Source organism: Mesorhizobium sp. M1342, from assembly GCF_040317955.1.
Classification (GTDB): domain Bacteria; phylum Pseudomonadota; class Alphaproteobacteria; order Rhizobiales; family Rhizobiaceae; genus Mesorhizobium.
This window is the reverse complement of record NZ_JAMYLI010000021.1, coordinates 1-22,118: the sequence shown is the minus strand read 5'-3', so window position 1 is coordinate 22,118 and position 22,118 is coordinate 1. Positions and strand designations below refer to the sequence as shown.

The following is a 22,118-nucleotide window of genomic DNA, read 5'->3' as shown; positions in this document are numbered from 1 at the left end:
CAGCTACCTTGTTCGGTGGCATGATGCCGTTCGAAAAAATCGAGAAAAGCCTTCATGAAGGTCGTTGAACGCTACATCATGCGCCGCGCTTTCGTGGTCTTCATGGCCGCACTTGTGTGGACGCTGGCGATCGTATGGACGACGCAGGTGCTGGCAAAGATCGACCTGGTCACCGACAGCGGCCAGTCGGCGCTCACCTTCTTCGAAGTCGCCGCCCTCATCCTTCCGTCCATCATCCCGATCGTGGTGCCTTTCGCGCTGGTGGTAGCGGTCGCACAGACACTCAGTGTCATGAATTCGGATTCCGAACTCGCCGTCGTCAACGCCGCGGGGGCCTCGCGCTGGACGATCGTGCGGCCGATCATGTTGCTGGCGCTCGCCGCCGCCGTTTTTTCCTTTGCCGTCGACAACGGCATCGACCCTTACGCACGGCAGAAGAACCGGGCCCTGGTGGCGTCGTCGCGCGCGGATCTGTTGTCGCTGATCATCCAGGAAGGCACCTTCCGCAAGATTGACGACGGGTTGTTCCTGCAGATCGGCGAGCGCCTTCCCAACAATCGGCTGGGTGGCATTTTCGTCGCCGATTCGCGCGAAGAAGGCGTCAACCTCGTCTACTACGCCAAGACCGGAAGCATCATCGAACGCGGCGGTGAAAAGGTGCTGATGATGAATGACGGCGTCATCCATCGCAAAACGCTGACCGGCGATCTCTCCGTCATCCGCTTCACCTCCTATGCCTTCGACATGTCGGCCTTCATGGCGGCGGCTTCGGCGGTGACGCTCCTGCCCAAGGACCAGACGACGCAGTACCTGCTCAACCCGGGCGCCAACGACAAGTATTATCAGCAGAACCCCTACGAATACCGGGCCGAAGTCAACCAGCGGTTCTCGGAATGGACCTATTCCATGGTTTTCGCGCTGATCGCGCTTGCGGTCGCCGGGGATGCGCGCTCGCACCGCGAGGCGCGCGTCAATCCGCTGATCACGGCGATCACGATATCGCTGTTCGTGCGTTGGCTGGGCTTTTTTGCCGCCAGCAAAGCGGATGAGGTCCCGCAATATGCGTATATGGTCTATGGCGTGCCGATCGTGGCTTCTGCGGTGGCGATCTGGTTCATCGTCTCCAACCGGACACTGGAACTGCCTGTGACCTGGGCGGACTGGATGACAAACTTCGCCACGCGCATCGCTGACAGCTGGAATGCTTTCAAATTGCGTTTGTCCAGGCGCTGCGCATCAGGCCAAGGGGTCGGCTGATGGGCTGGACACTGGGCCGCTATTTCTTTTTCCGCTATGTGACGATCACCATCTGGTTCTTCATCGGCCTCCTGGCATTGGTGTTCCTGATCGATTTCACCGAGCTGTCCGGACGCACCACCGGCCTGCCCGGCTTCACCTACGGCACGGCGGTAGCCATTTCAGGCCTCCGTATGCCGATGATCATGCTGCAGACGGTGCCGTTCGTCGGTCTCTTCTCGGCGATGGCGACGCTGGTATCGCTGAACCGGCGCTACGAGCTGGTCATCGCGCGTTCCGCCGGTGTTTCCGCCTGGCAGTTCCTCTTGCCCTGCTGTGTCGGAGCCTTGCTGTTCGGCGTCCTGTCGGTTGGCGTCATCAATCCGCTCGCCGCGCACGCATTCTCCTGGTCCGAGCAGATCGAAACCCAGCTGCGTTCCGGCAAATCGAATACGGTCTCGGCCGATGCCGCGCCCTGGATCCGGCAGAAAACCAGTTCGGGGGACACCATCATCGGTGCGCGGGCCATCCTGAACCAGGGCCTGGAAATGGCCGATGTCGTATTTTTCATTCTCGACCCGCAAGGCAACATCGTCGAGCGCAAGGACGCCGCCCGTGCCTTCCTGCGCGACGGCTATTGGGAATTGCAGGACGTCAAGACGTTCCAGAACGGCACGATCCAGGCATCGGCAACCGATCGCGTACCGACCAATCTGAAGCCCGAATTCGTGCAAGAGCGGCTGGCGCGCCCCGAAACCATCCCGTTCTACGACCTGCCCGGAAAGGTCGAGGTTGCCCGCTCCTTCGGCCTCAAGGCAAATGCCTTTGCCATGCAGTTTGATTCGCTCGTGGCGTTGCCGTTCCTTCTCGTCGCCATGACGCTGATCGCGGCAACGGTTTCAATGCAATTTGCTAGGATGGGACAGTCGGCGACGATGATTCTGGGTGGCATCATCGCTGGCTTTCTGCTTTATGTCGTTTCGGTGCTGGTGAAGGCATTCGGCGTGGCGGGATTCGTGCCGACTGTCGTAGCCGCCTGGGTACCGGTCATGGTGGCTATGTTCTTCGGGGTGACTTTCCTGCTATACAAGGAAGACGGCTAGTGAGGGAGGCGTTTTTGCCCAGCAACAGGCAGGCCGGTTTGGCGCGCCTCTATGCGGCGACCGCCTTGGCGTGCGTGCTTGCCTACGCCGTTCCGGCACCGGCGCTTGCGCAGGACGTCGGCGACATGGCGACATCGGTTCCGGCCGGCTCGCAAATGCTGCTGGCGGCCGATACGCTGGTCTACAACAACGACAACCAGACCGTGACCGCCGTCGGCGGTGTGCAGATCGACTATGGTGGCAATCGCCTTGTCGCCCAGCGCGTCGAATACAACCGCAACACCAAGCGGATGGTCGCGAGCGGCAACGTCGAAGTCATCAACAGCGACGGCACCAAGATCAATTCGCAACATATCGACATCACCGATGACTTCGCCGACGGCTTCGTCAACGCGTTGCGGGTCGAGACCATCGACAAGGCCTATTTCGCCGCCGAAAGCGCCGAACGCATGGGCGGCGTGCTGACCACCTTCCACAATGGCGTCTACACCGCCTGCGAGCCGTGCGAGGATAAGCCGGACAAAGCGCCGACCTGGCGCGTCAAGGCCAAGAAGATCATCTGGAACGGCGAGAAGAAGACGGTTCGCTTCGAGAATGCGAATTTCGAGTTCTTCGGTTTTCCGCTTGCCTATCTGCCTGCATTCGAGATTGCCGACCCGACGGTGAAGCGCAAGAGCGGCTTCCTGATCCCGAGCATCATCTACAAGAGCGATCTCGGCGTCGGCGTGAAAGTCCCCTATTATCTCGCATTGGCGCCGACCTACGACCTGACCGTCACCGGCACCGGCTATACCAGGCAGGGTTTCCTCGGTGAGGCCGAGTGGCGTCAGCGCTTCGACAATGGCGAGTACAGCTTGAAGATCGCCGGGATACACCAGCAGAATCCCGACGCCTTCCTCGACACCACTGCCTTCCCATCCAGCTCTGGCCACAACGTCAATTCGGGCAGCGCCGGCGATCCCAACAAATTCCGCGGCATGATGGGTACCCAGGGGCAGTTCGCCATCAACTCACGCTGGAACTTCGGCTGGGACGTGCTGCTGCAGACCGACAAGAACTTCTCGAACACCTACGGCATCGACAAGTACAATAGCAGCGTCCACCAGTCGTCGGTCTACTTGACGGGTCTCAACGGCCGCAACTATTTCGACGTGCGCGCCATGCATTTCGATGTGCAGGAAGATACGCCTGACGACAATATCTCTGCGCGAAGCGGACAACAGCCGTGGGTGCTGCCGTCGCTCGATTACGCCTATATTCCTGATGCCTCGGTGGCCGGCGGCCAGCTGTCCCTCAATGTCAACGCGCGTGTCATCCGCCGCGACGATGTCGATGAGACCTTCGTCCAGCCCTACAATGCCCTCACTCCGACGCAGCGCGTCCGCGGCATCGAAGGCGAATCGGGCCGTCTCACCGCCGAGGCCGAGTGGAAGCGGAGTTTCGTCACAGATGACGGACTGGTGCTAACGCCGTTGCTCGCGCTGCAGGGCGATGTGGACTACCTCAACGCATCGTCGGCTTCGCTAGACGCCATCGACCGAATGGCAACGCATTTGGGCGAGCAGGACGATATGCGCTCGTCATTTGCCCGTTACATGGCAACCGCGGGCCTCGAGATGCGTTGGCCGGTGCTGTTTTCCATGGCCAGCGGGTCCAGCCATGTCATCGAGCCAATGGCGCAGGTCTTCATGCGTCCGAACGAGCAATATGTCGGCGGCCTCTCAGTGCCCAACGAAGACGCCCAAAGCATGGTCTTCGACGCGACCACCTTGTTCGAGCGCGACAAGTTCTCCGGTTACGACCGCGTCGAAGGCGGTTCGCGCGCCAATGTCGGCTTCCGCTATTCCGGCTCGTACAACAATGGCTGGGGCACCAATGCGATTTTCGGCCAATCCTATCAGATCGGCGGCGAGAACTCCTTTGCCGCGCCGGATCTGGTCAATGTCGGCGCCAATTCCGGCCTCGGCACGACCAAGTCCGACTATGTCGGCCTGTTCGGCATCAACAGCCCCAACGGCTTCGCGGCCTCGGTCAGCGGCCGTTTCGACGAACAGAGTTTCGAGGTCCGCCGTGCCGAGGTGAAGGCCGCCTATTCCGGCCTGCCTGTGTCGCTGAGCGCCAAATACGCCTTCATCCAGGCCCAGCCGCTGTACGGTTTCACGGAAGACCGTCACGAAGTCACACTTGGTGCATCCACGCATCTGGCCGAAAACTGGCGCGTCTTCGGCACAGGAACCTACGACCTGCAGCAAAGCCTGCTGGTCAAGGACGGCGTCGGCTTCGCCTACAACGATTCCTGCTTCACTTATCTGATGACCTACTCGCAGTCGCGCGATCTGAACACCAGGGAGGTGTCGCAGACCATCGGCTTCAATCTGTCGTTCCGCACCCTCGGCGAATTCGGCTCGTCGACCAGTGCCATCGACACGATCCAGTAACAATCGGCGACATCGTTTCGCCGCATAGGGCTGGCACGGATTTCGCGCACCTGGAAAGATGAAATTGGGCGGGACCGGGATAGAATTGGGATACCAACGATGAGGAAATACCTCTTTTCAGCAGGTTTAGCGTTGCTCGTGGCGGCGACGTCCGTGTCGATCACCGCAATGACGCCGCCGGCTTTCGCCAGCGAGATCAAATACGTCGTCAACGACGTTCCGGTCACCAGCGGCGACATCGCCCATCGCGCCGCCTTCCTGAAGCTGCAGCGCAAGAAGGGCGATGCCGGCCAGGAAATGATCGACCAGACGCTGCGTATGGCCGAGGCCAAGCGGCTTGGCATCCGCATCAGCGACGCACAGGTCGAGGCGGCGTATCAGCGCTTTGCCTCAAGCAACAAGATGCAGCTCAGCCAGCTTGACGGCGTCATGGAGAAGTCAGGCGTCACCAAGAGCCACTTCAAGGAATTCATCCGCGCCCAGATGGCTTGGAACCAGGCCTTGAGCGCGCGCTACCGTTCCGGCGACGGCACAGGTGCCGTCAGCGAGCAGGATCTGGTAAGGAAGATGCTCGAAAAAGGCGGCGCCAAACCGAGCGCCACCGAATACATGCTGCAGCAGGTCATCTTCGTGGTGCCGGCGACTGAACGCAGCGCGACGCTGGGCAAACGCAAGCGCGAGGCCGACGCCATGCGCGCCCGCTTCAACGGCTGCAAAACGACGCGCGAATTCGCCAAGGGCTTGATCGACGTCACCGTTCGCGATCTGGGCCGGGTGCTCGCGCCGCAGCTGCCGCCGGACTGGGCCGAGCAGATCAAGGCTACCAAAGTCGGCGGTGCCACCGCCACGCGCGAAACCGAGCGCGGCGTCGAATTCATCGGCATCTGCTCGTCGCGCGAAGTGTCCGACGACAAGGTCGCGCAGATGGCGTTCCAGGCCGAAGGCTCCGGCGGCGACAAGGATGCCGACGCGCTCAGCAAAAAATATGTCGACGAGCTGAAGGCAAAAGCCCGCATCGTTAAGCGCTGACGTGAGCAACGCAGTGACTGCGCTCGCGTTGAGCGCCGGCGATCCGTCCGGCATTGGGCCGGAGATCGCCATCGCCGCCTTTATGGCGCGCGAAGCTGCCGCCCTGCCCCCCTTCTACCTGCTCGCCGATCCGGCGCTGATCGCCTCCCGGGCGCGCCTGCTCGGCATTTCGCTGCCGGTCGTCGAAACGACATCAGCGCAAGCGGCGCAGGTCTTTGCCCGCGCCTTGCCGATCGTTCCGCTAGCCGCCGGCTGCATCGACAGCCCCGGCCGGCCGGATCCGGCCAATGCGGCCGCCACCATCGAGGCCATCGACCGCGCCGTCGCCGATTGCCTTGCCGGCGAAGCCTCGGCCGTGGTCACCTGCCCCATCGCCAAGAAGCCGCTCTACGATGCGGGCTTTCGCTTTCCCGGCCACACCGAATATCTGGCGCATCTGGCGGCCCGGCACAGCGGCGTCGAGGCGATGCCTGTGATGATGCTGGCAGGACCCGACCTGCGCACCGTTCCCGTCACCATCCACATCGCGCTGGCCGAGGTGCCGAAGGCACTGACCACCGAACTGATCGTCGCCACCGCGCGCATCACCGCTGCCGACCTCACCGGCCGCTTCGGCATCGCCAAGCCGAGGCTGGCCATTGCCGGGCTCAACCCGCATGCCGGCGAAGGCGGCGCCATGGGCCTCGAGGACGAGCTGATCGTGCGCCCGGCGGTCGACATCCTGCGTGCCGAAGGCATCGACGCTTTCGGCCCTTTGCCGGCCGACACGTTGTTCCATGTCCGGGCGCGGGCGGGCTACGACGCGGCCCTTTGCATGTATCACGACCAGGCGCTGATCCCGGCCAAGGCGCTGGCTTTCGACGAGGCGGTCAATGTCACGCTCGGCCTGCCCTTCATCCGCACCTCGCCCGACCACGGCACGGCCTTCGACATCTCCGGCAAGGGTGTGGCGCGGCCCGACAGCTTGATAGCGGCGCTGAAGCTTGCCCGGCGGCTGGCCGACACGAACACGAAGGCAATCGCCGTATGAGACCTCGGGCATGAGCATCGACGGGCTGCCGCCGCTTCGCGAGGTGATCGAGCGTCATGGGTTGCAGGCGAAGAAGGCGCTCGGCCAGAATTTTCTGCTCGACCTCAACCTCACCGGCAAGATCGCGCGCACCGCCGGCGACTTGTCCGATGCAACAGTGATCGAGGTCGGTCCTGGCCCCGGCGGGCTGACCCGCGCCTTGCTTGCCAATGGAGCGCGCCATGTGATCGCCATAGAGCGCGACGAACGTTGCCTGGCTGCTCTTGCCGAAGTGTCCGATCATTATCCCGGCCGGCTGGAGGTTGTTTCCGGCGACGCGCTGAAGACGGATTTCGCAGGCCTTGCCCGTCGAGCGACCGGGGGCTCGGTAAAGATCGTGGCCAACCTGCCCTACAACATCGGCACGGAGCTGCTGGTGCGCTGGCTGACGGTCAGCGACTGGCCGCCTTTCTACACCTCGATGACTTTGATGTTCCAGCGCGAGGTGGCCGAGCGCATCGTCGCGCCCGCCGGCAGCGACAGCTATGGCCGGCTGGGGGTTCTTGCCGGCTGGCGGACGGAGGCGAGGATCGCCTTCGACGTACCGCCACAGGCATTCACGCCGCCGCCAAAGGTCACCTCCTCGGTGGTGCATCTGGTGCCGCGCCCGACTCCTCTGTCCGCCGAGGTGAAGAAACTCGGCCGCGTCACAGAAGCCGCCTTCGGCCAACGTCGCAAGATGCTGCGGCAGAGCGTGAAAAGCCTCGGCGGCGAGACCCTGCTCGAACGCGCCGGCATCGATCCGACACGCCGCGCCGAAACGCTCAGCGTCGAGGAGTTCGTGCGGCTGACCAATGCGGTGTAAGAAGCTGCCGATCTCCCCCTCGTGGGGGAGATTGGCGCTTCACCGCCTCAGCCAGTCTTCTCGTCCAACAGTCCAGAGACGAAATCGAACAGGCCTGGCCGGCGGTCGCGTCTTAGCCGCTCGGCGACGACAATACCGCGCACTTCGGCGAAGGCGCGGTCAAGGTCGTCATTGACGATGACGAAATCATATTCCTTCCAGTGCTCGATCTCGTTGCGGGCGTTTTTCAGCCGCGTCTCGATCACCGCCTCCTGGTCTTCAGCGCGACGTTTCAGCCGCGCCTTCAACTCCTTCATCGATGGCGGCAGGATGAAGATCGAGACAATGTCGGCGCGCATCTTCTCCTTGAGCTGCTGGGCACCTTGCCAGTCGATGTCGAACAGCATGTCGCGCCCCTCGGACAGCGCCAGTTCGGCCGGTTCGCGCGGTGTCGCATAGCAATTGCCATGCACCTCGGCCCACTCCAGCAGTGCGTCGGAATCACGAAGCCGCTCGAATTCGCGCATCGTCCGAAAATGATAGTGGACGCCTTCGATCTCGCTTCCGCGGCGCGGCCTGGTGGTGACCGAGACCGACAGTTCGAGGCTGGAATCGCTTTCCAGAAGATTGCGCGCGATCGTCGACTTGCCGGCGCCGGATGGCGACGACAGGACGAGCATCAGGCCCCGGCGGCGAATGCGGGACCCCAAATCCTTGGCAACCATCGGCTACTCCAGATTCTGGATCTGTTCACGAAATTGGTCGACCACCGCCTTCAGGTCCAGGCCGATCGCGGTGACGGCTGCGGCATTCGATTTGGAACACAGCGTATTCGATTCGCGGTTAAATTCCTGTGCCAGAAAATCGAGCTTGCGACCGACCGCACCGCCGCCCAGCAGCAGAGCCCGGCCGGACGCGACATGCGTTTTCAGCCGGTCGATCTCTTCGCGAATATCGGCTTTGGTGGCCAGGAACGCCGCCTCCATGTGCAGTCGGGTGGCATCCAGATTGGCGGAAGCGTCCATCAGCAGCCTGACCTGCTCGGCGATGCGTTCGCGAATCACCGTCGTCTCGCGGGATGGATCCACTTCTGCCCGCAGCGTCAGCACCTCGATCGTGTCGATATGACCCGACAACAGCAAAGCCAGCGCGGCTCCTTCGCCCTGACGTGCCTGTTCGAGCCCGTTCAAGGCCACTTCGAGCGCGACCATGATCGCGGCATCGAGCGCGGCCCTCGCCTCCTCGGTTTCGACGGTTTCAGGAATGTCGAGCACGCCGCGCAGCGAAAGCAATCCATCTGACGTCGCCGCAGCAACGCCGAATTGCTCCTGCAGCCGTTTGGCGAGCCCAGCAAGGTCCTTCAGGAAGGCTTCGTTGACGACCGGCTGCGCCTGCGCGCCAACGGCACGGCCGATGGTCAGCGTCGCCTGGAAATTGCCGCGTGCAAAACGTTTCTGAAGTATCTGCCGGACAGCAGGTTCCAACCGTTCGAAGCCTTGCGGCAGCCGCAGCCGTACCTCGACGCTCTTGCCGTTGACGGACTTGACCTCCCAGGCGATCGAGGTGCCTTCGTGCTCGGCGACGGCACGTGCAAAACCGGTCATGCTCTGCAAATTCATATCGCCCACACGTCCCTGGCACATCGCCCCTGAACCGGCTTTCCGGACAGGAACGAGTGCGGCTTGAAAAAAAGACTGCGCCGCAGGCGTCGAAATCGGACGCGCGGCGCTCTTCCAAATGTCAGGGCGCTGCCTGTCGGGCAACGCCTTTCTTCATTTACTGGGCAGCGCCCGCGTCACCGCCGCTGGCATCGCTGTCGCCGGTGCCAGTCGTCTTGGCGGCTTTGGCGGCATCATCGGCCTGCTTCTTCAGCAACGCGCGATAGCGGGCGACATTCTCGTTGTGCTCGTCCAGCGTCGCGGCAAAGACGTGCCCGCCGGTGCCGTCGGCAACGAAATAGAGGTCGGCGGTCTTCGACGGATTGGCCACCGCCTCCAGCGCTGCACGACCCGGATTGGCGATCGGCGTCGGCGGCAAGCCATTGATCACATAGGTGTTGTAGGGAGTCTGTTTCTGGATATCCGACTGGTAGATCGGCCGGTCCGCCGGCTTTCCCTTGCCGCCGAACAGCCCATAGATGATGGTCGGATCGGATTGCAGGCGCATGCCCTTGGCAAGCCGGTTCAGGAAGACGGCGGCAACTCGCGAACGCTCGTCACCCTTGCCCGTCTCCTTCTCGACGATCGAGGCCAGCGTGACGAACTCCTCGACGTTGGCCAGCGGCAGGTCAGGCGCGCGCCGCTCCCAGACATCGTCGACCAGCTTCTTCTGATCCGCCAGCAGCTTGTCGACCATCTGCTGGCGTGTCGCGCCGCGCGTGAAGCGCAGCGTGTCGGTGGCGAGGCTGCCCTCCGGCGGCGTGGTTGCCGGCATGTCGCCGCTCAACGCAGTCTCCTCGGCGATGCGCTGCAATGCCTGGTCGACCGTCAGTCCCTCAGGAATGGTCAGCGAATACATCACCGACTTGCCGCTCTTCAAAAGCTCCATGATATCGCGCATGGAAGCCCTGGGCTTGATCTCGTACTCGCCGGCTTTCAGCGCGGAATCATTGCCGAAGGCCCGCACGCCAAGACGGAATACCCGGGCGTCGCTGATCAGTCCGCGGCGTTCGAGCTGGTCGGCGATATCCTGGACGCCGGTGTTCGGCTTGACCAGGAAGGTGTCGCCATTAGCCGAAGGTCCGGGTTCGGTGAATTCCTGCTTGCCGAAATAGACCGCGACGCCAGCCGCCAGAACCACCAGCATCACCGAGGAGATGACGAAGTTCATGAACACGACGACCTGGCTGCGTGACGCACGCGAGCGCTTCGGCGGCGGCGTGCCAGCCTCCGGCCGCAACGCCTCGCTGGCCGTTTTCGGCACGATCGGGCCGGATGTCGGCGGCCGTTGCCCGAATTCTCCGTTGCCTGCCGGATTTGTGTTCATTTCGCCCTACCGTTTGATCGCCCAACGAATCCCCAGCGGCAGAGTAGGGGCGAATATGGCAAAATTGACGGCACGCCAAAGCGCCGCCCGGCAGCCTGACGATCAGCCATTGTAGCGCTGGAAGACCAGCGACGCGTTGGTCCCGCCAAAGCCGAAGGAATTGGACAGCGCCACGTCGATCTGGCGGGCACGCGGCTTGTTCGGCACCAGATCGATCGCGGTTTCGCGTTCCGGGTTATCGAGGTTGATGGTCGGCGGCGCGACATTGTCTCTGATGGCAAGGATAGAGAAGATCGCTTCGGCGGCACCCGCCGCTCCAAGCAGATGGCCGATCGACGACTTGGTTGACGACATCGAAATCTTCGATGCGGCATTGCCGACAAGCCGCTCGACGGCACCGAGCTCAATCGTGTCGGCCATGGTCGAGGTGCCGTGCGCGTTGATGTAGTCGACATCGGCCGGCGTCAACTTGGCCCGGTTCAGTGCCGCCGTCATGCAACGGAAGGCGCCATCGCCATCCTCGGCGGGCGCGGTGATGTGATGCGCATCGCCGGTGAGACCATAACCCGTCACCTCGGCATAGATCTTGGCGCCGCGCGCCCTGGCATGTTCGAGCTCCTCGAGCACGACAACGCCGGCGCCCTCGCCCATGACGAAGCCGTCGCGGTCGCGATCATAGGGTCGCGACGCCGTTTGCGGCGAATCATTGCGTTCCGTCGACAGTGCCCGGCATGCGGCAAAGCCGGCGATCGACAGCCGCGTCACCGGCGCTTCGGCGCCACCGGCGACCATCACGTCGGCATCGCCCCACATGATCAACCGGGCAGCATCGCCAATAGCGTGCGCGCCGGTCGAACAGGCCGTGACGACGGCATGGTTCGGGCCTTTCAGCCCGTGCCGGATCGAAACCTGCCCGGAGACGAGATTGATGATCTGGCCCGGGATGAAGAAAGGGCTGATGCGGCGAGGGCCGCGCTCCTTGAGGATCATCGCGTTCTCGGCGATGCCCTCGATGCCGCCGATGCCGGAGCCGATCAGGACGCCGGTGGCACACCGCTCTTCATGCGTCTTGGGTTCCCAGCCGGAATCCTTCAGCGCCTCGTCGGCGGCGGCAATCCCATACAGGATGAAGTCGCCGATCTTGCGCAGTTCCTTCGGCTCGAGCACGGCCTCCGGATTGAAGGTGGCATTGCTGCCGTCACCACGCGGAATGACGTGGGCGATCTTGCAGGCAAGATCCTCCACCTCGAACTCAGTGATGCGCTTGGCAGCGCTGCGGCCGGTCAGAAGTTCCTTCCAGCTGTGCTCGAAGCCCATGCCGAACGGCGACAGCAACCCAAGGCCCGTGACGACGACACGCCTCATCGCAGGTCCTCCCCGGTGATGACTGCGGAAAGCGTCAGGCCGAAGCCTTGTCGATGTACTTCACGGCATCGCCAACGGTCAGGATGGTCTCAGCCGCATCGTCGGGAATCTCGACGCCGAATTCTTCTTCGAACGCCATGACGAGTTCGACCGTGTCGAGGCTGTCGGCGCCCAGATCATCGATGAAGCTCGCCTGCTCCGTCACTTTGTCGGCATCGACGCCAAGGTGCTCGATGACGATCTTCTTGACGCGCTCTGCGGTGTCACTCATTTGGGCATCCTCGTCTTTTGTTTGTCTGTCTTCGTTAGCGGGCAGAATGCCGCTAATCAAGCTGAAAGATGGTCCTGCCGGAAACGCAACGACTACGGACCGGTTTTTGCCCGAACCGCCGGGTTGCGGGCCGCATTACACGAAAAATAGCTGAGGTCCAAGCCGAAATGGTCTCTTTTCACAACCCGCCGGCGTTGCTGCCGAACCTCGTTAGATCATCGCCATGCCGCCATTCACGTGGATGGTCTGGCCGGTGACGTAGGCGGCTTCGTTGGAGGCGAGATAAGCGACGGCGGACGCGACTTCAACGCTGGTGCCCATGCGCCGCGTGGGGATCGCCGCCATGATCGCCTCTTTCTGCTTGTCGTTGAGCTTGTCGGTCATCGCCGATTCGATGAAGCCCGGGGCGACGCAGTTGACGGTGATGTTGCGGGTGGCGATCTCCTGTGCCAGCGATTTGGAAAAGCCGATCATGCCGGCCTTTGAGGCGCAATAATTGGTCTGGCCGGGATTGCCGGTGACGCCGACCACCGAGGTGATGTTGATGATGCGGCCATGGCGGCGGCGCATCATCGGATGGGTGAGTTCGCGGGTCAGCCTGAACACGGCGGTCAGGTTGACTTCGAGCACGGTGTCCCAGTCGGCATCCGACATGCGCACGAACAGCCCGTCCTTGGTGATGCCGGCATTGTTGACCAGGATGTCGACGCCTTCGAGATCGGCCTCGGCTTTCTGGCCGAGCGCCTTGACCTCGTCACGGTTCGACAGGTTGGCCGGGAACAGCTTGACCCGGTCGCCAAGCTCGCTAGCCAGCGCTTCCAGTTTCTCGACGCGGGTGCCATGCAGGCCGACGATCGCGCCCTGCGCATGCAGCATCCTGGCGATCGCCTCACCGATGCCTCCCGATGCGCCGGTGACGAGCGCCTTGCGGCCAGTCAATTCGAACATGTCTTTTCCTTCTCTCAAACCGGATAACGGTTATCTGTAGACATCACAGCCCCAGAAGTCGTCGCCTTTCATAATACCTTCCTCGCCGCTCCTGATCCGTGCCAGCACCTCGGCGGCAAGGTAGTAGTCTTCTACGTCCTCAAGGCCGCGCTCAATGAACTCACGCATATGATAGGCTTTGCTGCGCCCAGTCTTGGACGCGAGAACATCCAGGCGCAGCCTGATCTCAGGAGAAAGACGGATCGATGTGGACATGCCGCACCTTAGTTGCGATGCACGTATTCATGTGGCCGCGCATCAGCGAATTCAAGTCAAGCCGTTCAACCAAGCGCCGCCAACGCCGCCTCGACCTCAGCCGCGGAGCCGACCGACGCGGTGGCAATGTCGCGGTTGATGCGCCGCGCCAATCCTGAAAGCACCTTGCCGGCGCCGATTTCGTAAAGCGTGGTGATGCCGTTCGCGCCGAACCACTCCACCGTCTCGCGCCAACGCACGCGGCCGGTTATCTGTTCGACCAGGCGGCGGGCGATCTCGTCCGGATCGCTGGTCGGGCTAACCGTGACATTGGATAGGACGGGAACCACCGGCGAATTCTTTGTCACGCCGGCCAGGGCTTCCCGCATGACGTCGGCCGCGGGCGCCATCAGCGCGGAGTGGAAAGGCGCGGAAACCTGCAGCATCAGCGCTCGCTTGGCGCCCTTTTCCGTGCACAGTTTCGCCGCCAGTTCGACCGCAGCCTTGGTTCCGGAAATAACCAGCTGACCGCCGCCATTGTCGTTGGCGATCTGACAGACCGACCCTTTGGATGCCTCGGTGCAGGCTGCTTCGACATCGGCCTGTTCCAATCCGATGATCGCCGCCATGGCGCCCTCGCCGGCCGGCACCGCCGCCTGCATGGCATTGCCGCGTATGCGCAGCAACCGGGCGGCATCGGCAACCGAAACGAAGCCAGCAGCGGCCAACGCCGAATATTCGCCCAGCGAATGACCGGCGACATAGGTGACCTTGCCTTTCAGCGAGAAGCCGCGCGATTCCAGCGCCCGGACCACGGCCAGGGACACCGCCATCAGTGCCGGCTGCGCGTTTGCGGTCAGCGTCAACGCCTCTTCCGGCCCTTCCCAGATCAGCTTCGACAAGTTCTCACCAAGTGCGTCGTCGACTTCCTGGAAGACCCTGCGCGCTTCGGGGAAGGCGTCGGCGAGATCCTTGCCCATGCCGACCGCCTGGCTGCCTTGTCCGGGAAAGGTGAATGCGACGGCCATGCGAGGGCTCCCAAGGGCTGGTTTTGCTTGCCTGAAGACGGGTTTTTCTTGCCTGTGAGGCATGGCGGGGCGCCAAGTCAAGCCCGGTTCGACCCTGCCCGACGGCCGCCTCATCCGCCGAGTGCCTGTTCCGAAAGGCTTTTTGGCGATCACTCCTGATGAAAACCGCTCACGATTCGTTTGCTGGCTCTTCTTATTTTGGCCACAGGCGCTAGCTTTGCGTGACAATTCCATGACAATCGAGTGACGTGTTTGTCGCTGGGTGGGGAAGTTTAAGTGGCAAAGAGTTACAAACGCGCCGGCAAGCCCGCGCCACAGTTCCTGGAAGACGACCCCTCCACCGGCTATCTGCCGGGCAGGAGATGGCCGGTCGTGCGCTATGGGCTTGTCAGCCTGGCGATCGCGGCCGTCCTGGTGTTTGCGATCGAACTGATCGTGCGCGGCGATTTTGCTGGCACCGTCTCCTTCTTCCTGCAGCCGCTGAAGCCCGGCTGGACCACCATCGTCGTCTTCGCGCTGATCCTGATCGGCCTCGATGCGGTGCTCGGCCGCAGCCATCAGAGCCTGATGATCGTCGCGCCGCTGACGCTATCCCTTGCCTTCGTCGGCCACCAGAAGTCGCATTATCTCGGCGATCCGCTCTATCCCACCGATTTCCTCTATGCCCGCCAGATCTTCGCGCTGCTGCCGCTTTTGGTGCGCGACCGGCCGATGACCGCGCTCGCCATGGTCGTCGGCATCGTCGCCGGCCTGTCACTGCTCGTCTACGGCTGGCGGCTGTGGCGCCGCAAGGTTCCCGCGCTCAGCCGCAAGGGCCGCCTTGCCCGGCTGACGCTGGCCGTGCCGCTGCTCGCCTTCTTCGTTTCGATCATGGACTACGCCACCTTCTCCTGGACCAGGGACCGGCTGCAGATCATCCCGATCATGTGGGACCAGAAGGAAAACTATGCCTCCAACGGTTTTGCGCTGGCCTTCGCTCTCAATGTGCCGATGGCGCATGTCTCGGCGCCGCCAGGCTATACCGACAAAGCGATCGCGGCGATCGGCAGACCTGATGTAACCGCCTCGGTGCCGGCCGAGAAGCCCGACATCATCATCGTCATGAGCGAATCCTTCTGGGATCCGACCAAGCTGCCCGGCGTCACCATCACGCCCGATCCGATCCCCAACGTGCGGGCGCTGCGCTCGGGCTCGATGTTCTCGCCGGAATTCGGCGGCATGACCGCCAACATCGAGTTCGAGGCCCTGACCGGCTTTTCCAACGCCTTCCTGCCGGCCGGCAGCATCCCCTATCAGCAATATGTGCGCACGCCGACGCCTTCGCTGGCAACCTTCCTCAAGAGCCAGGGTTACCGGGCGCGCGCCATCCATCCCGGCACCAACTGGTTCTGGAACCGTGGCGCGGTCTACGCCGATTTCGGCTTCAACGACTTCAAGTCGGAAGAGACGCTGCCGCCCATGCAAAAGCGCGGGCCGCTGGCATCGGACGCGGCGATGACCGACGAGATCATCAGCGAGGCCGACGCCAGCGACGAGCCAGTGTTCTTCTTTGCCGTCAGCCTGCAAAACCACGGTCCTTACGAGCCGAACCGCTATTACAATCCGACGCACACGGTGAAGGCGCCGATCAGCCAATGGGCGCGCGAATCGCTGCTTAGCTATGCCGAGGGTTCAGCCGATGCGGATCGCGGCCTTGAACGCCTGGTCGAATGGGCGAAGAAACGCTCCCGTCCCACCGTGATCGCCTTCTTCGGCGATCATCTGCCGCCGCTGGGGCCGGTCTACGTCGAAACCGGCTTCCTCAAGGACAATGTCGCGCCGCGCAAGGAAGCGTCGCCCGAGGCCGCCCTCGAACACCACGAGACGCCGCTGGTCATCTGGTCGAACCGCACCGGGCCGGTTGAAGACGTGGGCGCCGTCAGCCCGGCCTTCCTACCCTATCATATCCTGAAGACGGCGGGCATCACTCATCCCTACTACACCGGTTTCCTGGGTGCGATGAGCGAACGCTACCGTGTCGTCGACCGCAATCTGCTGCTGACGCCGGCTGGCGAGGCCACGCCCGATTGGGCGCGACAAAAGGAGATCGATCCGGCGATCCGCGATTTCCGCCTGCTGCAGTACGATATGATGTTCGGCAAACGCCACGCGGCACCCGACTTCTTCCCCGAAACGGTCGACAAGATTGTCGCCGCCCATACGAGTTGAGACCGCCTTTAGTTCGTCAATTGCAGCTTTGAGAACTTGTTGGCAATCTGCTGGAAGACGTCCGGCAATTTGGTCGGATCGTTGACTGCATAATAGCCGCTCGGATCAGAGGCGCAGGCGCTGTAAAGCGCACGGTTGGCTGCGGTGTCGGACTGCAGCACCATGGTGTAGATCTGCACGCCCTGGTCCTTCAATTGGGTGCAGACGCTTTTGGTCCAGCCATCGACGTTGCGTGCCGCCGTCGTCTGGTTATCCGATCCGAAACGACCGCCGGCCAGATAGCCATATGATGTGTAGTCAGACTTCGTCGGCTGTTGGCTGGCGCCATAGACGACGTTCTCACCGTCGGTGAGCAACAGCACGATCTTGCTGATGCCGGGCGTCTTCCACGGCGCTCCATCGGTGTAGGGCGCGGCGGGCGACAGCACCCGCATACCCCATGACAGGCCCTCGGAGACATTGGTGCCCGAACCGTTCCACTCGGTCATCTGACTGGCTGCCTTGCGCAGCTTGTCGAAATCGTCGGTCAGGGCGACCACCGGGGTCGGACACGCACGGTTCGGGCCGATAGTGATGGGAGAGCCGGTCTCGGTGATGAGTTCCTTGGCGGGCGCAACATATTTGGCGATCTTTTCCCTGGCAGCCCTGTCATCGGGTGACAAAAGGTCGATGAGGTTGCCGAGCAGGTTGCTGAGATCGATGCCCAGAATGTTGATGCCCGACTGGGCAAGCCTGGTTTTGTCGCTGACATCGTTGAGGTAGGAGTTGTTGTAGTATTTGTCCGAATTGCCATAGGCGCCAGACGGCTTTTGGGCGTCTTCGGGATCGTCCGGCGCAAAGTACGGCACGAACAGCGTGTCGGGCTTGGCCGTGTCGGGTGGCGTGTCGGAGATATTGTAAGCGCCTGGCCGCGCCTCGACACAACCCTTCCATCCGGTGCCATTCCATCCGGCATCGGTCCATCCGGTCTTCTTGAGCTGTTTGAAAAGCGCCATGTGGTTCGGTCGCTTGCCGTCGATGACGGGAAAATTGACGCCGTTGGTCGAGGACTTGCCGTCCATGTCGATCCAGGACGGATCGAAGCCGTCGCCATTGACGTTGACAGCGGTTACGAAAGGAACCAGCGAGGCGCGGATCTTGCGCGTCGGCGATTTCGCCGCTTCGAGCGTGTCGAGCAACGATTTTGTCGCCGTCCTCAACGCCGTCATGCGCGCGCCGGCCATCGAGCCGGTGTTGTCCAGCACCAGCACGACTTCGAGCTGGTTGTTCGATTCGACCGCCGAGGCATCGACGACGATGCGCTTGCTGTCGCCGAACAGGAAGGCGAAGTTGAGATTGACGTCCGCCGAGGCAACCGCCTTTGTCTTGACGAAGTTGACGCCCTTGTCGACAGTCAACGTCGCCTGCGCATTGCCGAGCTCGCCATGACCGACGATGTTGGCCTGGAAATAGCGGTTGAAAGCGTCATTGCGGGTGATGTCGAGATCGCCAAGGTGCGAGGAAGCAAGGTTTGCCGAATCGAGAGCGTTTTGCAAATTGCTCTTGGCCCGCATAAGGGTCGAAACATCGGTTGCGAAAGCGACTGCTGTCAGGATGACCGGCAAACCCAGTGCCAGCACAAGCGTGAAATTGCCGCTCTTCGAGCGCCAGAATTTGTCGAGAAGCATCCTTACCCCCGGAAATGCTTGCCGCTTTTGTGCGGTCGTCCGGGCTTTTGCGCCTTCCATGATGAATCGACCGTTGACGGCTGGGCTTCAACTCCACACAACCTTCTAGTGTGGTTAAGACGTGGTTCCCGGAAACCACAACTTCCGCCGTTGCTGCTCCCCGATCGTCACGTGGGACACACGGGAATGCCGCTTGCCCTTGCTTTACGGTCGGATTGCTGTATAGACGCCCGCAATCTGCCGGTCCTTGCTGGGGGCTGAACGGAGGGCCGGAGGTCTTTTCGAAAACCTTCGTGTGAAGCCGGAAGTGCTTCCGCCTCCCGTGTCTCCGCTCTCGACCGTCTCGTCATGCTCCTTTCTTCCCCCTGCCCCTTCGAGGGTTTGCGGGTCCGAGAAGTTGCAGAGGCTTTTGCCGCCGGGAACCGGGAGAGAAACGAAGAAAGGCATAAGACATAATGGCTCTTTACGAACATGTGTTTCTTGCCCGGCAGGACCTCTCGCAGCAGCAGGTCGATGCGCTTGTCGAACAGTACAAGGGTGTCATCTCCGCGAATGGCGGGTCCGTCGGCCGGGTCGAGAACTGGGGACTGAAGTCCCTCACCTACCGGGTCAACAAGAACCGGAAGGCTTACTACACGCTGATGGACCTGAATTGCCCGGCGGCCGCGCTCAACGAGATGGAGCGCCAGATGGGCCTGTCCGAAGACGTGCTGCGTTTCCTGACCATCAAGGTCGAGGCGCATGAGGAAGGCCCGTCGGCCATGATGCAGAAGCGCGAAGAGCGCTCGGAACGCGGCGGCTTCGGCGACCGCGACCGTGGCGATCGTGGTCCGCGCTCGTTCGGCGATCGTGATCGCGGCGACCGTGGCGATCGTCCGCCGCGCTCGTTCGGCGACGCTGGTGCCGATCGTGGCCCGCGCCGTCCGCGCGAAGGCTTTGAAGGGGGTGCAGAATAATGGTCGACATCAATCAGATCCCGACCCGGCGCCCGTTCCATCGCCGCCGCAAGACCTGCCCGTTCTCCGGCGCCAACGCGCCCAAGATCGACTACAAGGACGTGCGTCTGCTGCAGCGCTACATTTCGGAGCGCGGCAAGATCGTGCCGTCGCGCATCACCGCCGTCAGCCAGAAGAAGCAGCGCGAACTCGCCAAGGCGATCAAGCGCGCCCGCTTCCTCGGCCTGCTGCCCTACGTGGTTCGTTAATAGCGCCAATGCGGGCGGCTCGCCGCCCGCTCTTCTCCCACGGCGACGGGCGCCGCAGGGTCGAACATCAAATCCCGGGTTGAGGTCAAAGACCTCTAACTGCCGCGACAGGCAGGACAGCGTCACCAGCGCCCCCGGGCGCTCAAGCTTCCTGACCTGTTCCAAGACATTCGGCGTCGATCTCATCGATCGATTGGCGCCCAACCGAAGGAACAAAACCATGGACGTCATTCTTCTCGAACGCGTTTCCCGCCTCGGCCAGATGGGCGACACCGTCAAGGTCAAGGACGGCTTTGCCCGTAACTTCCTGCTGCCGCAGGGCAAGGCGCTGCGCGCCAACGAAGCCAACAAGAAGAAGTTCGAAGGCCAGCGCGCCCAACTCGAAGCCCGTAACCTCGAGCGCAAGTCGGAAGCGGCCCAGATCGCCGAAAAGCTCGACGGCAAGAGCTTCATCGCCGTCCGCTCCGCCGGCGAAACCGGGCAGCTTTACGGTTCCGTTTCGACCCGCGACATCGCCGATCTGCTGACGGCGGAAGGTTTCTCGATCAACCGCAACCAGATCCTGCTCAACCAGCCGATCAAGACCATCGGTGTCACCAATGTGGCGATCGCGCTGCATCCGGAAGTCGAGGTCACCGTCACGCTCAACATCGCCCGCACGGCCGACGAAGCCGAGCGCCAGGCCAAAGGCGAGACACTGACCACCGCCGAAGCCATCTATGGCGACGACATCAACGACAACGCCCGGCCGGAGAACTTCTTCGATCCGAACACCGAGTTCGAGGGCGGCGAAGACAACGCCTGATCACACTTCGCAAGACGATTGGAGCCATGGGCTGATCACGACTTAAAGCCAAGCTCCGATCACTTTGCCGTCATCCAGCCATGCTGGACCAATGCCCGGGTCTCTCGCCCGGGCATTTTTGTGCCAAATGGAACTTTTCGAACCCCTATATATTGTTGCAGACTATGGCGTAGCGCGTCCTTTGGCCGCGCAAAGCACGCTGTGCAACTTTGGTTCGGCGCAAGACCCCCGGCGAAATCGATCCCGATTTTCGCGGTCACGCGCCAAGGCAGCCTGTCTGGCCGAGAGGGGACATTTGGTCATGAATATTCTGTTGAAGCGCGTTCTCGACCGCCTGGTGCGCACCGGCAATCTCAAGGTGACCGGCCCCAAGGGCTCGGCTGTGGTTTTCGGCGACGGCAGCGGCGAACCGGTGCACATGCATATCAAGACGGCGCATGCCGAGCGCGCCATCACCTTCGATCCAATGTTGGCGGTTCCGGAATCCTACATGGACGGCGAACTCGACATCCTCGAAGGCGGGGTGCTGGGCGTGATGCGCATCGCTTTCCAGAACATGGGCAGCGGCGGCATCGACGCCACCTGGTCGAAGGCCATCGAAGGGCTGCGCCACGCCTTCCGCCGCCTGCAGCAGATCAACACCGCCTCGCGCTCGCGCCGCAACGTGCAGCGCCACTACGATTTGTCGGGCGACCTCTACCGGCTCTTCCTCGACCAGGACATGCAGTATTCCTGCGCCTATTTCGAGCAGCCGGACATGACGCTGGACGAAGCGCAGGCCGCCAAGAAGCGCCACATCGCCGCCAAGCTCCGGCTGAAAGCCGGCCAGACGGTGCTCGACATCGGCTCCGGCTGGGGCGGGCTTGGCCTCTACCTCGCCAAGGCGTTCGACGTCGACGTGCAGGGCGTGACGCTGTCGACCGAGCAGCATGGCGTCGCCACCGACCGGGCGCACGCGCAAGGGCTGGAAAGCCGCGTGCATTTCGAGCTCAAGGACTACCGCGAACTCAACGAGCGTTTCGATCGCATCGTCTCGGTCGGCATGTTCGAGCATGTCGGCGTCAACCACTACCGTACGTTCTTCGACAAGAGCGCGACGCTGCTCAAGCCCGATGGCGTGATGCTGTTGCACACGATCGGTCGTTCCGGCGTGCCGTGGGCGACCAGCGCATTCATCCGCAAATACATCTTCCCGGGCGGCTATATCCCTTCGCTCTCGGAAGTCATGCCGGCGATCGAAAAGTCGGGCCTGGTCGTCACCGACGTCGAGATCCTGCGGCTCCACTATGCCGATACGCTGAAGCACTGGGGCGAGCGCTTCGCTGCCAACCGCGACAAGGCCAAGGCGATCTATGACGAGCGCTTCTGCCGCATGTGGGAATTCTATCTGGCGGCCTCGGAAGCCGCCTTCCGCTGGCAGGACCTGGTCATCTTCCAGATCCAGATCACCAAGAAGAACGATACGCTGCCTATGTCGCGCGACTACATGGCCAAATGCGAAAAGGCGCTCGAGATACGCGATATGGGGCATCGTGAAACGGCTCCCGTCAAAAAGAGCCCGACCGCCAAGCCAGCTCGTCGCCGCAAGGTTGCGGACCAGGAATAGCATTGCCGCTTGCCATTGCCGGCGCCTGCACTGAAAAAGGTCCCGTGACCGTTAACTGACCCCCGAAAGTTGGACACAACCTTCGGGGGTTTTGCATGTCCAAATACAGCGAGAGTTTCAAGCGCTCGGTTGTCGATA

Annotated in this window: 20 protein-coding genes; 11 read left to right on the top strand and 9 right to left on the bottom strand. The window is 62.3% G+C overall.

What is annotated here, in order from left to right; translation table 11 throughout:
* Nucleotides 1-54 precede the first annotated feature (54 nt).
* The 6 genes from lptF to rsmA all read left to right on the top strand — a co-directional run bounded on the left by lptF (nucleotide 55) and on the right by rsmA (nucleotide 7,680).
* Nucleotides 55-1,257, top strand: coding sequence for an LPS export ABC transporter permease LptF (gene lptF / locus NKH06_RS21530; protein ID WP_352893912.1), 1,203 nt, complete (start codon nucleotides 55-57; stop codon nucleotides 1,255-1,257).
* Nucleotides 1,254-2,339 carry an LPS export ABC transporter permease LptG gene (gene lptG / locus NKH06_RS21525; protein ID WP_352893987.1) on the top strand — a complete coding sequence of 362 codons (1,086 nt, stop codon included), beginning with the start codon at nucleotides 1,254-1,256 and terminating at the stop codon, nucleotides 2,337-2,339. The genes lptF and lptG overlap by 4 nt, the downstream gene beginning before the upstream one ends.
* Entirely contained in the window at nucleotides 2,339-4,777 is a 2,439-nt protein-coding gene (locus NKH06_RS21520; protein ID WP_352893910.1) for an LPS-assembly protein LptD, read from the top strand. The genes lptG and NKH06_RS21520 overlap by 1 nt, the downstream gene beginning before the upstream one ends.
* 99 nt (nucleotides 4,778-4,876) lie before the next feature.
* Complete coding sequence (locus NKH06_RS21515; protein WP_128305687.1) at nucleotides 4,877-5,806, top strand: peptidylprolyl isomerase; 930 nt, start codon at nucleotides 4,877-4,879, stop codon at nucleotides 5,804-5,806.
* Between the two features lies 1 nt (nucleotide 5,807).
* Nucleotides 5,808-6,836 carry a 4-hydroxythreonine-4-phosphate dehydrogenase PdxA gene (gene pdxA, locus NKH06_RS21510; protein WP_352893908.1) on the top strand — a complete coding sequence of 343 codons (1,029 nt, stop codon included), beginning with the start codon at nucleotides 5,808-5,810 and terminating at the stop codon, nucleotides 6,834-6,836.
* 10 nt (nucleotides 6,837-6,846) lie between these two features.
* On the top strand, nucleotides 6,847-7,680 hold the full coding sequence (gene rsmA / locus NKH06_RS21505; protein ID WP_352893907.1) for a 16S rRNA (adenine(1518)-N(6)/adenine(1519)-N(6))-dimethyltransferase RsmA: 834 nt from the start codon (nucleotides 6,847-6,849) through the stop codon (nucleotides 7,678-7,680).
* A gap of 47 nt (nucleotides 7,681-7,727) precedes the next feature.
* Here the strand turns inward: rsmA and gmk are convergent, their stop codons facing one another.
* The 8 genes from gmk to fabD form a co-directional block, all read right to left on the bottom strand.
* Entirely contained in the window at nucleotides 7,728-8,384 is a 657-nt protein-coding gene (gmk, locus tag NKH06_RS21500; protein ID WP_013532512.1) for a guanylate kinase, read from the bottom strand.
* A gap of 3 nt (nucleotides 8,385-8,387) precedes the next feature.
* Nucleotides 8,388-9,278: a YicC/YloC family endoribonuclease gene (locus NKH06_RS21495; RefSeq protein ID WP_023813765.1), complete on the bottom strand. Its 891-nt coding sequence runs from the start codon at nucleotides 9,276-9,278 to the stop codon at nucleotides 8,388-8,390.
* Nucleotides 9,279-9,435: 157 nt separating this feature from the next.
* Nucleotides 9,436-10,644, bottom strand: a complete 1,209-nt coding sequence (gene mltG / locus NKH06_RS21490) for an endolytic transglycosylase MltG (protein ID WP_352609742.1) — start codon at nucleotides 10,642-10,644, stop codon at nucleotides 9,436-9,438.
* Nucleotides 10,645-10,746: 102 nt separating this feature from the next.
* Nucleotides 10,747-12,009 (bottom strand): beta-ketoacyl-ACP synthase II, encoded by a 1,263-nt coding sequence (gene fabF / locus NKH06_RS21485; protein WP_127273339.1) that lies wholly within the window; start codon nucleotides 12,007-12,009, stop codon nucleotides 10,747-10,749.
* A 34-nt stretch (nucleotides 12,010-12,043) separates the two neighbouring features.
* Complete coding sequence (locus NKH06_RS21480; protein ID WP_006203723.1) at nucleotides 12,044-12,280, bottom strand: acyl carrier protein; 237 nt, start codon at nucleotides 12,278-12,280, stop codon at nucleotides 12,044-12,046.
* A gap of 210 nt (nucleotides 12,281-12,490) precedes the next feature.
* Nucleotides 12,491-13,228: a 3-oxoacyl-[acyl-carrier-protein] reductase gene (gene fabG, locus NKH06_RS21475; RefSeq protein WP_023813762.1), complete on the bottom strand. Its 738-nt coding sequence runs from the start codon at nucleotides 13,226-13,228 to the stop codon at nucleotides 12,491-12,493.
* A 30-nt stretch (nucleotides 13,229-13,258) separates the two neighbouring features.
* On the bottom strand, nucleotides 13,259-13,483 hold the full coding sequence (gene relB / locus NKH06_RS21470) for a type II toxin-antitoxin system RelB family antitoxin (RefSeq protein ID WP_023813761.1): 225 nt from the start codon (nucleotides 13,481-13,483) through the stop codon (nucleotides 13,259-13,261).
* Nucleotides 13,484-13,548: 65 nt separating this feature from the next.
* Entirely contained in the window at nucleotides 13,549-14,490 is a 942-nt protein-coding gene (gene fabD / locus NKH06_RS21465; RefSeq protein ID WP_352442175.1) for an ACP S-malonyltransferase, read from the bottom strand.
* Between the two features lie 276 nt (nucleotides 14,491-14,766).
* Between fabD and NKH06_RS21460 the strand changes: the two genes are divergently transcribed.
* The gene (locus NKH06_RS21460; RefSeq protein WP_352893903.1) at nucleotides 14,767-16,698 is read left to right on the top strand and encodes an LTA synthase family protein; all 1,932 of its coding nucleotides are present in this window, start codon (nucleotides 14,767-14,769) and stop codon (nucleotides 16,696-16,698) included.
* A gap of 8 nt (nucleotides 16,699-16,706) precedes the next feature.
* On the opposite strand, the gene NKH06_RS21455 is transcribed toward NKH06_RS21460, so the two are convergent.
* Nucleotides 16,707-18,365, bottom strand: coding sequence for a pilus assembly protein TadG-related protein (locus tag NKH06_RS21455; protein ID WP_352442173.1), 1,659 nt, complete (start codon nucleotides 18,363-18,365; stop codon nucleotides 16,707-16,709).
* 455 nt (nucleotides 18,366-18,820) lie between these two features.
* On the opposite strand from NKH06_RS21455, the gene rpsF reads away from it, so the two are divergent.
* The 4 genes from rpsF to NKH06_RS21435 all read left to right on the top strand — a co-directional run bounded on the left by rpsF (nucleotide 18,821) and on the right by NKH06_RS21435 (nucleotide 21,980).
* Nucleotides 18,821-19,321 (top strand): 30S ribosomal protein S6, encoded by a 501-nt coding sequence (rpsF, locus tag NKH06_RS21450; RefSeq protein WP_013532520.1) that lies wholly within the window; start codon nucleotides 18,821-18,823, stop codon nucleotides 19,319-19,321.
* Complete coding sequence (gene rpsR / locus NKH06_RS21445; RefSeq protein WP_006203718.1) at nucleotides 19,321-19,569, top strand: 30S ribosomal protein S18; 249 nt, start codon at nucleotides 19,321-19,323, stop codon at nucleotides 19,567-19,569. Before rpsF ends, rpsR begins: the two co-directional genes overlap by 1 nt.
* A gap of 220 nt (nucleotides 19,570-19,789) precedes the next feature.
* A complete protein-coding gene (gene rplI / locus NKH06_RS21440) occupies nucleotides 19,790-20,374 on the top strand; it encodes a 50S ribosomal protein L9 (RefSeq protein ID WP_127289263.1) in 585 nt (194 codons plus the stop codon).
* A gap of 301 nt (nucleotides 20,375-20,675) precedes the next feature.
* On the top strand, nucleotides 20,676-21,980 hold the full coding sequence (locus NKH06_RS21435; RefSeq protein ID WP_128305695.1) for a cyclopropane fatty acid synthase: 1,305 nt from the start codon (nucleotides 20,676-20,678) through the stop codon (nucleotides 21,978-21,980).
* Nucleotides 21,981-22,118: the final 138 nt, after the last annotated feature.

What these genes read in the sequence shown, in the direction of transcription:
- lptF (WP_352893912.1), top strand. Translation starts at nt 55, where the DNA reads ATGAAGGTCGTTGAACGCTACATCATGCGCCGCGCTTTCGTGGTCTTC.
- NKH06_RS21515 (WP_128305687.1), top strand. Translation starts at nt 4,877, where the DNA reads ATGAGGAAATACCTCTTTTCAGCAGGTTTAGCGTTGCTCGTGGCGGCG.
- rsmA (WP_352893907.1), top strand. Translation starts at nt 6,847, where the DNA reads ATGAGCATCGACGGGCTGCCGCCGCTTCGCGAGGTGATCGAGCGTCAT.
- gmk (WP_013532512.1), bottom strand. Translation starts at nt 8,384, where the DNA reads ATGGTTGCCAAGGATTTGGGGTCCCGCATTCGCCGCCGGGGCCTGATG.
- NKH06_RS21495 (WP_023813765.1), bottom strand. Translation starts at nt 9,278, where the DNA reads ATGAATTTGCAGAGCATGACCGGTTTTGCACGTGCCGTCGCCGAGCAC.
- mltG (WP_352609742.1), bottom strand. Translation starts at nt 10,644, where the DNA reads ATGAACACAAATCCGGCAGGCAACGGAGAATTCGGGCAACGGCCGCCG.
- fabF (WP_127273339.1), bottom strand. Translation starts at nt 12,009, where the DNA reads ATGAGGCGTGTCGTCGTCACGGGCCTTGGGTTGCTGTCGCCGTTCGGC.
- NKH06_RS21480 (WP_006203723.1), bottom strand. Translation starts at nt 12,280, where the DNA reads ATGAGTGACACCGCAGAGCGCGTCAAGAAGATCGTCATCGAGCACCTT.
- fabG (WP_023813762.1), bottom strand. Translation starts at nt 13,228, where the DNA reads ATGTTCGAATTGACTGGCCGCAAGGCGCTCGTCACCGGCGCATCGGGA.
- relB (WP_023813761.1), bottom strand. Translation starts at nt 13,483, where the DNA reads ATGTCCACATCGATCCGTCTTTCTCCTGAGATCAGGCTGCGCCTGGAT.
- fabD (WP_352442175.1), bottom strand. Translation starts at nt 14,490, where the DNA reads ATGGCCGTCGCATTCACCTTTCCCGGACAAGGCAGCCAGGCGGTCGGC.
- NKH06_RS21455 (WP_352442173.1), bottom strand. Translation starts at nt 18,365, where the DNA reads ATGCTTCTCGACAAATTCTGGCGCTCGAAGAGCGGCAATTTCACGCTT.
- rpsF (WP_013532520.1), top strand. Translation starts at nt 18,821, where the DNA reads ATGGCTCTTTACGAACATGTGTTTCTTGCCCGGCAGGACCTCTCGCAG.
- rpsR (WP_006203718.1), top strand. Translation starts at nt 19,321, where the DNA reads ATGGTCGACATCAATCAGATCCCGACCCGGCGCCCGTTCCATCGCCGC.
- rplI (WP_127289263.1), top strand. Translation starts at nt 19,790, where the DNA reads ATGGACGTCATTCTTCTCGAACGCGTTTCCCGCCTCGGCCAGATGGGC.
- NKH06_RS21435 (WP_128305695.1), top strand. Translation starts at nt 20,676, where the DNA reads ATGAATATTCTGTTGAAGCGCGTTCTCGACCGCCTGGTGCGCACCGGC.